The 8,608-nt window shown below is 33.2% G+C and carries 9 protein-coding genes and 2 tRNA genes; 3 read left to right on the top strand and 8 right to left on the bottom strand.

Annotated elements, in window-relative coordinates; all coding sequences use genetic code 11:
- Positions 1–227 precede the first annotated feature (227 nt).
- Entirely contained in the window at positions 228–716 is a 489-nt protein-coding gene (locus M2373_RS22415; RefSeq protein ID WP_259113712.1) for a YdeI/OmpD-associated family protein, read from the bottom strand.
- Between the two features lie 422 nt (positions 717–1,138).
- On the opposite strand from M2373_RS22415, the gene fsa reads away from it, so the two are divergent.
- On the top strand, positions 1,139–1,792 hold the full coding sequence (gene fsa, locus M2373_RS22410; protein ID WP_259113711.1) for a fructose-6-phosphate aldolase: 654 nt from the start codon (positions 1,139–1,141) through the stop codon (positions 1,790–1,792).
- A 53-nt stretch (positions 1,793–1,845) separates the two neighbouring features.
- On the opposite strand, the gene M2373_RS22405 is transcribed toward fsa, so the two are convergent.
- The 5 genes from M2373_RS22405 to M2373_RS22385 all read right to left on the bottom strand — a co-directional run bounded on the left by M2373_RS22405 (position 1,846) and on the right by M2373_RS22385 (position 6,806).
- Positions 1,846–2,697 (bottom strand): GLPGLI family protein, encoded by an 852-nt coding sequence (locus M2373_RS22405; protein ID WP_259113709.1) that lies wholly within the window; start codon positions 2,695–2,697, stop codon positions 1,846–1,848.
- 229 nt (positions 2,698–2,926) lie between these two features.
- Positions 2,927–3,499 carry a sugar O-acetyltransferase gene (locus M2373_RS22400; RefSeq protein ID WP_259113708.1) on the bottom strand — a complete coding sequence of 191 codons (573 nt, stop codon included), beginning with the start codon at positions 3,497–3,499 and terminating at the stop codon, positions 2,927–2,929.
- 85 nt (positions 3,500–3,584) lie between these two features.
- A complete protein-coding gene (locus M2373_RS22395; protein WP_259113705.1) occupies positions 3,585–4,490 on the bottom strand; it encodes a GLPGLI family protein in 906 nt (301 codons plus the stop codon).
- 64 nt (positions 4,491–4,554) lie between these two features.
- On the bottom strand, positions 4,555–6,438 hold the full coding sequence (locus M2373_RS22390) for a M56 family metallopeptidase (protein ID WP_259113702.1): 1,884 nt from the start codon (positions 6,436–6,438) through the stop codon (positions 4,555–4,557).
- A gap of 2 nt (positions 6,439–6,440) precedes the next feature.
- Positions 6,441–6,806, bottom strand: coding sequence for a BlaI/MecI/CopY family transcriptional regulator (locus tag M2373_RS22385; protein ID WP_259113699.1), 366 nt, complete (start codon positions 6,804–6,806; stop codon positions 6,441–6,443).
- Between the two features lie 336 nt (positions 6,807–7,142).
- Here M2373_RS22385 and M2373_RS22380 point away from each other — a divergent pair, with 336 nt between their 5' ends.
- Both M2373_RS22380 and M2373_RS22375 read left to right on the top strand, forming a co-directional pair.
- The gene (locus M2373_RS22380; protein ID WP_259113696.1) at positions 7,143–7,724 is read left to right on the top strand and encodes a hypothetical protein; all 582 of its coding nucleotides are present in this window, start codon (positions 7,143–7,145) and stop codon (positions 7,722–7,724) included.
- 170 nt (positions 7,725–7,894) lie between these two features.
- Positions 7,895–8,347 carry a carboxymuconolactone decarboxylase family protein gene (locus M2373_RS22375; RefSeq protein WP_259113694.1) on the top strand — a complete coding sequence of 151 codons (453 nt, stop codon included), beginning with the start codon at positions 7,895–7,897 and terminating at the stop codon, positions 8,345–8,347.
- Positions 8,348–8,406: 59 nt separating this feature from the next.
- Here M2373_RS22375 and M2373_RS22370 read toward each other — a convergent pair.
- Together M2373_RS22370 and M2373_RS22365 are read right to left on the bottom strand one after the other, a co-directional pair.
- A tRNA-Met gene (locus M2373_RS22370) sits at positions 8,407–8,479 on the bottom strand.
- A 38-nt stretch (positions 8,480–8,517) separates the two neighbouring features.
- Positions 8,518–8,590 (bottom strand) — tRNA-Met (locus tag M2373_RS22365).
- Between the last annotated feature and the right edge of the window lie 18 nt (positions 8,591–8,608).

Below are 8,608 nucleotides of genomic sequence, written 5' to 3'. Positions count from 1 at the left end.
TAATTCTAGTCTTCGACAGGCTCAGACTGACAAACCTAATACTAAATGTATGATTTAACGGTGTCAGATTGAGCTTAGCCTGTAGTGAGCTTGTCGAACTATCGAAATCTTAGATATTTTTTGAACTAAATTTAGACATGCTCTTAGATAAAACCCTTCTTAAAATCAATAAATATAATACACATAAAATTTAAACAGGCTCTAGTTATTTCAACCGTTTTTTATTTTCACTTAATTTCCTTCCCGAAAAAATCAGTTTCTCCTTTTAAATGTCTGATGATTTTTTCAATATTCCGTTGGATACCGGCTTCTGTTTTCAGATTATTGATATATCTGATCAGTTCCAGTTTTCGTGAAGGAATAAGATTTTCAAAATTTTGTAAGGTAACCGGATTTTCTCTAATCGCTTTATCTAAGTGAGGGTGGATTTGAACTGTACGATCTGAGTCATCAAATTCAACATAAATTTCTACCACTTCGCCTATTCTTTTGGAAGAATTCTTTAGCATGGTCAAATTAATATATAGCCTCCATTCCCCTAAATACTTCATTAGATTTTGTTTAAATTCTTTGCCATTTATCATTCCTTTTACCGGAATCGGGCTTTTATTTTTTTTCGCTGCTTCAAATATTTCATTTAAAACTTTTTCAGGAATAAATACAAAAGGATTGATTCCGATAATCTCCAGCGGGGCTGTGAAATGATTGTTTTTCATAAATAAAAATCTGCATTATTTTTTTTATTCAATAGGCTTCGACCTTGCTCAGCCTGACAATGCTAATACTAACCATTTATTTTATAGCACTTCATACTAATCATAATTTGAAAGCGCAATTCATAAAGTCATTCAATACAGATGTAACTTTTTCACTTAATAGGCTTCGACCTTGCTCAGCCTGACAGTATGAAGACTAACTGTCTATTTACAATATTTTATATTAGTCATAAATTGAAGTTTATAAACGTCGTTCCACTTCTAACTTCTAACTTCTAACTTCTAACTTCTAACTTCTAACTTCTAACTTCTAACTTCTAACTTCTAACTTCTAACTTCTAACTTCTAACTTCTAACCAAAATTAAAAATTTTCCACTCAGAAAGGAATGTTTATCTTTGCAAAAATAAATCTGTAAAACAAATGAAATTTTTTATTGACACTGCGAATTTAGAACAAATCAAAGAAGCGAAAGATCTTGGAATCCTTGATGGAGTAACAACGAATCCTTCATTAATGGCAAAAGAGGGAATTCAGGGTGCTGAAGCGATCAAAAACCACTACAAAGCAATTTGTGAGATCGTAGATGGAGATATTTCTGCTGAAGTTCTTTCTACTACTTATGAAGAAATGATCAAAGAAGGTGATGAATTGGCAGCAATTCACCCAAATATTGTGGTAAAAATCCCAATGATCAAAGATGGTATCAAAGCTTTAAAATATTTTTCTGACAAAGGAATTAAAACAAACTGTACATTGATTTTCTCTGCAGGACAGGCTCTTTTGGCAGCTAAAGCCGGAGCTACATATGTTTCTCCTTTCCTGGGAAGACTTGATGATATCTCAACTGACGGATTAAACTTAATCCAGGAGATCAGATTGATTTTTGACAATTATATGTATGAAACTGAAATTTTAGCAGCTTCTATCCGTCATTCAATGCACATTATCGACTGTGCTAAAATTGGTGCAGATGTGATTACATCTCCACTTCCTCCAATCTTGAGCTTATTGAAACACCCACTAACAGATAGCGGTCTAGCTCAATTTATTGCTGATTCTCAGAAACTGGCGTAAATTTTAAACCATAAAGCATAAAATACCCCGAAACAAAGTTTCGGGGTATTTTTTTATTGTAGCAGATCAGGCTCGATGATATTGTTATCTTTCAGATTTCTTTCATCTGAGTATTTCTTTAATATTTTTGCCTGTTCACCAGATTTAAGGGGCTGCCCATTATCTCCAACAATCACTACATTACCAAATGAGGGCTGGGAGACCATTTTTTCAGGATTATTTCTGTCTTCAAGAAATAATTTTTTATACTTTTTCAAATCTACAGCAATGATTCTTTGATATTCATTTCCCTTTTTATTTTCACTAATCCAGGATTGATCAGATGACAGTTTTTTTATTCCTTTCAGTTCAAAAACATGAGAATTTGTCTGATCTGAAACTTTAATAATCATACCCGGAAGCCCTTTAAATTTATAAGGTCCATCCTGAATAGGAATATCGGTGGTAAACCATGCCGTCCATTTTCTGCCTCCAAAATCAAGACTTGCTTTCTGTGCTGTAAACTCTCCTATTTTTTCTTTTTCAGGTAGAATTTTCCAATTTAGCTTTCTGTCATCAGTTACTTTATACATATTGATATCATTATTCAATCTGTTAAAAAAAACAGTACTATAGCTGGGATAAGATTTTTCTACAACAGTTGATACCTCGCCCTTTAGTTCAGTTGCTTTTCCAAACCCTTCACTTTTCTGCGCATCCTCCATTGCTTTTTTTTCCGAGTCTGCTCTGTCAAAACTATAGAATTTAGATCCCTTTTTATCTACATCGAGATACATTACTTCATTTTTTACATTTTGTACATCAGTAGAATCAGGAATAAATCTATACTCATAAATAAAACGCTGACTCTGGCCAAAAGAAAACATCCCTAAACAAAGAGTAAATATGACAATAACTTTTTTCATTTTTTTTTTTTAGATTTTAAAATATCAGGTTAATCAAACCTTGCTGATACCTTAATTCCAAAAATGTGCCCAAAAATGACAGATATTGATTAGAGTTTTAAATGTAATTTTAATATTTAAATCAATTCCGACTTTATTGCCAATTATTTATTATACAACATCAAATGTGTATTATATTTTTCTTTTTTTACAGCTAAATAAATTTATTTTTTATTATTAAAAATAATTATCAGTAAGAGTTTTCCTCTTTAATACTTTTCACTACTTTACAAGGATTACCCACTGCTACTACATTCTCCGGAATATCTTTTGTAACAACACTCCCTGCACCTATTACCGAATTATTCCCTATTGAAACTCCCGGTAAAATAACGACGTTACCTCCCAGCCAGACATTATCTCCCACTGTGATGGAATGTGCATATTCCAAACCTTCATTTCTTTGTTTAACATCAAGAGGATGTCCTGCCGTGTAAAAACTGCAATTGGGACCTATAAAAACATTATCCCCAAATTTTACAGGTGCACAATCCAGAATTACAAGATTATGATTGGCATAAAAATTTTCACCGACTTCTATATTATATCCGTAATCACACCAAAATGATGGCTCTATACAAATATTATCTTTTGTTTTTCCTATAATTTTTTTAATAAGCTCATCTCTTTTTTGAGTATCAGAATTTTTTAACCCATTATATTCTAAGCAGAGATCTTTACAGGCTATTCTTTCATTGATTAATTCCTGATCATAATTCGCATTATACAAAAGCCCTGCTTCACATTTTTCTTTTTCTGTCATAAGAATATCATTTTATCCTTAAATATAAAAAAAGAAAACAGGATGAATATGACGTTCATCCTGTTTTATATTAAAAATTATGTTATTATTTTACTAAATCCGGCTCTATAGGATTATTATTTTTAGCTAGAGATTCTTTGGTTCTTTTTTCCATTTCTCTAAAAACCTGATTAGGATCTGAAATTTCCTTTCCGTCTGATGTTTTTACTTTGAAGGCTACTTTCATATTATCTCCTCCTCCGTTTCTCATCATCATTTCTCTCATATTCTTTGAAGGATCGTTTACATAAGCTTTCCATACTTTTCTGTACTGATCATTGGTTACTTCCAGTTCTTTTCCGCCGATTCCCATCACTCTTACATTTCCTGGCATATCCAGCTCTGTAGCAGCAATTGGCGTATCTAACTTTTTATTTCCTACCAGTGTCATGATATGAGAACCCGTAGTATCTTCAAGCTTTACAATCAACCCGGGAAGCCCATAGAATTTATATGGTCCATCCTGAAAAGGAATAGCTGTACTGAACCATGCGATCCATTCTCTCCCTCCATATGTTGTGGTTGCTTTCTGCGTGTCGTATTCTCCGATTTTCTGTTTTTCGGGAAGAATTTTCCATTCCGGTTTTTTATCTTCTTTTACTTTATACTGATCCATAGAAACTCTTGTAAACAGATAAGTCTTAAAATCAGGATATTGCTTGGTCACTTTATAAGAAACCTGACCAGATCTTTCACTTCTGTTGATATTGATGTTTCCGGAGCCTCCTTTTATTTGTTTCTGAAGATCTGCCATGGAGGTAGAATCTGCTACAAATTTATCTCTGCTGTAATAATTGGATCCGCTTTTATCGATATCCAGGTACATCATCTCTTTTTTTACCTCTTCCTTATTGTTGGAATCAGGAATAAACTTGTAGTCGTAGTAAAACCGGTTTACCTGCGCGTTAACCAGCACACTCAGGAAAATGAAAAGGAATAGATTATTTTTCATATTGTTAAATAAAAAGGCTTTGTCAATATGAAGGTATCAGATATCGACAAAGCCGGTTGGAACTTTATTTTTTGGTCTGAATTTGAATTTTACCTGTAGTTACACCTCCGTTATTTGAATTTTTATTGATCGTAACAGAAGATATTTCGTTAGGCTTCAAAGCATCCATTTCCTGTTTGGTAGACTCTTTTCCATTGATATAAATCTTTACATCGTCTCCCGGATTCAGATTGTTCATGCTTGAAAGAATAATACTCTTTCTGTCACTATTCATTGTATAACTATAATCAGCAGTATTGATTTTTTTCAGCTTATCACTTGGAAAATTTTTAAACGTATTATTTCCATAGATATATACTCTTCGGTTATCGCCTTCCAAAACTCTTCTTTCAGCCTCAAGCTTTGCTCTCTGCCCTTCCAGTTTAGCTCTTTTCTCTTCTAATTTTGCTCTCTTCCTGTCCAGTTCAGCTCTTTTCTTGGCAGTAGATGCGGATTCTTTTGCTTTTTCGGCAGATTTAAAAACCATATCGGCTTCAGGAGTCCATTTAAGATCTTGCTTATTTTTAAATTTATACACTTTTACCCTTGGAGCATCCGGCGCTTTTGGAGCATTCGGATAGCTAGGCGGTGATGGCGGAGCATCAGGAAAATCAACATTTATTTCAGGAATCTCCGGAATTTCGATATTAAGATCTTCCAATCCCTTTACTTTATCTTTCCATTCTTTTGATTTGAAATAATCATTGATATTGACGTTCTTCCCATCCATTCTGATGACCATTGCAGACTTCAAGAAATCCTGAGAGCTTGCAATTTTTGCAATTTCACCTGATAAATCAGAAATCTCACTTATGCTTTTTTCAAACTCTTTGCTATCAGGCTTTAAGCCTTTTAACACCTTGCTTTTCTCTTCAATTTTTTTACTCAGATCAGCAATTTTTTTATCATCAGCTGCTCTTTTGTATCCGGGGGTAATGGTTACATCACTTTTGGAAGCGTTGGGCGTGATGGTATCTTTCTGAATTTTATTTTCTTTTTGAATTTGAGAAACGGCTTTCTCAATCTCGGTATTTGTTTCTTTAATTTCTGTATTTTTAGCATTTACCAGATAGGCAAAAGCCACTGAAAATAAAACCGGCAATGCAAAAATTCTACGCGCATATCCGAATTTGGTTTTAGGTTTTTGTAACATTTTTAATCGTTTTTTAAGGTTTGAACTTAGAAACGGACTGGTCGCAGGCAACTGTGTTCCGGAAAAGTGGCTTGCTAAAAGCATCTGCGCAAATGCTTTTGTGTCCGATTGTTTTACGGCTTTTTTATCAGCCAGATATTCGTGAATTAAACTAATTTCTTTTTTAATGATATGAAAGAAAGGATTGAACCAGAAAACAGAAGTGATGATTTCAATAAAAATTTTATCAAATGAATGTTTCTGCTCAATATGTACCATTTCGTGCTTTAAAATCTGTTCTCCGATCTCAGAATTCAGCATAATAGAATTCTTCCAGAAAAGATTTTTAAAGTAAGAAAAAGGAGCTTCGGATAAGTTTGTATGGTAAAAATTAATCCCATCAAAACTTTCTTTTTGAAACTGTTTTTTAAGCTGTTGAATCCTGAAGATTCCGTAGATAAATTTCCCTAAAAAATAGAGAGAAACCAATCCCAAAGCTGAAAAAATACTTCGAAAATAAATGTGGTCATTGCTAATGTTTTTAGTTGTTTTAAAATTCTGTACCTGGTCTATCAACTTATACCAATCATTACTTACTTCAATCGTAAAGTCTTCAACCTTGATTAAAGGAAGCAGCATCGATATCAATAGGGCAGATAACAAATAAAATCTGTTGTAATGATGAAATGTCCTGTCTTTTAAAGACAACTGATAATACAGAAACATTACACCGGAACATAAAATTACTTTTCCAAAGTACAGAAGAATTGCTTCCATGGCTAGTTTTTCTTTTTGAGTTCGTTTAATAACATTTCAAGATCTTCAACGGTCATTTCATTTTTTTCTACCAAAAATGAAACAGCACTTTTATAAGACCCCTTAAAATAATTTTTTACAAGGCTCTTCATCGTTTTTCCGGAATATTGTTCCTGGGAAACCAGAGGAAAATATTCGTGCTGTCTTCCGTAAACACTGTAGTCTACGAATTCTTTATCTTTTAGTACTTTTAATATTGTAGAAACCGTATTGGTGTGCGGCTTAGGCTCAGGAAAAAGATCTAAGACGTCTTTTAGAAATCCTTTTTCGAGTTTCCATAAATACTGCATCACCTGCTCTTCTGCTTTTGTTAAAGTCTGAATTTTCATATCCCGTTCATTTTATCATTACCATGATATTAATTTGTGTAAAAATCAATATCACTAAGAAATTAGTTATACAAAAGTAGAAATAAAACTGATTCAAACAACTATTTTTTTAGTGATAAAACTCAAAACAATATAACCTATTGATAATCAGAATAATATTTTTTATTAAAATTTGTTAAATTTTTAAGAAGAGAATTTTATTGGCTAAAAATTCAACAGTAAAATTTAAGATTACAAAAGAAATTCTTAAAACTTGTTAAATTTTATTAAATAAAATTAAAATGTATTTGTTTAAACTGAGAAAATATATTTATTTTAGTGCTTTAAAAATTTCTCATGAAAAGATATAATTTATTGATTGTACTATTACTTCTTATTTTTAATGTGACTACGGCTCAGAAAAAAGGTTCACCGGCTGCAGATTTCAGTACGATAGGAGAAGCGAAAAGCAAAATTGAAAACACCGTTCCATTAGTAATCAAAGCTTTGCAAGAGATCAGCAATAAGGAAGGTGATCCCAATATTTTATCCAACGGAAAAACTGCATTAGCCAAAGAATACGGGAAAATCGAGCTGGAATGGCGCTTATACAGAGGAAATATGAATAACTGTATTCTGAACAACTCTTCCAAAAAAGCTAAAAAATGCATGGAGTACCATAATAACATGTTCAGAGATACAATGATCAACTATAATAATTATATTACTAATCTTACCAAAAAGAACGGATATCTTGGAGTAGAAGGTGATACAAAATTCGATTTCAAACCTACTGAAGTCTCTACCAAATTAAGTGAAGCTTACTTTAATGGCGGTGATGCAGCAGGAAGAATGAAGCTGGGTCAGAAAAAAGAATTTTTGGGTCAGGCTACAGCTGATGATAACGCTCTTAAGCCATTCAATCAGTTAGCACAGTAATTTTTATTTATAATTAAATGATATTGAAATCCTGCTTTATTTAAGCAGGATTTTTTTGTAATCTATGTTAAAGATCCAAAACGAAATTTTTTTCTTTTTTTTTGAAGATCATGTCCAAAAATAAAAACCCGATTGTCATTAAGGTATAAACAATCAAATTTTACAGTCTTATGGAACCAAGAATCAATTTATTCGAAAAAGGAAAAAAAGCAATCACCCCAATTTTTGGAATCATTCAATATCTGAAACATTCTAAGATTGACAGCCATTTAATGGAACTCATTAATTTTAGAATTTCGCAGATCAATCATTGTGCTTACTGTCTTGATATGCACTCGAAAGAACTTCGTGCTGCAGGCGAGACAGAACAACGTCTGTATGGTTTAAGCGCATGGAGAGAAACGCCTTATTACAACGAAAGAGAAAGAGCTGCTCTGGAGTATGCAGAAGCTGTAAACAGTCTCTACGTTTCAGATGAAGTCTACGCACAGGCTAAAACACAGTTTTCTGAAGAAGAAATCATTGATCTTACTTTAGTCGTAAACACAATTAATATGTGGAACAGATTCAATATTGCTTTCCAGCAGGTGCCCGGAGATTACAAAGTAGGAATGTTTGGATAATATTTTACAGGAACGGGTATAATAAAAAAGAGAATCAAAATTTGATTCTCTTTTTTTAGTAGCGGGAACCGGACTCGAACCGATGACCTTCGGGTTATGAGCCCGACGAGCTACCTACTGCTCCATCCCGCGGTGTATTTTTAGAGTGCTTACCGAAAGCACTTACTTAGTAGCGGGAACCGGACTCGAACCGATGACCTTCGGGTTATGAGCCCGACGAGCTACCTACTGCTCCATCCCGCGGTGTATTTTTAGAGTGCT

The organism is Chryseobacterium sp. JUb7 (assembly GCF_024806495.1).
Taxonomy (GTDB): Bacteria; Bacteroidota; Bacteroidia; order Flavobacteriales; family Weeksellaceae; genus Chryseobacterium.
This window is presented reverse-complemented; position numbering and strand designations above follow the sequence as displayed.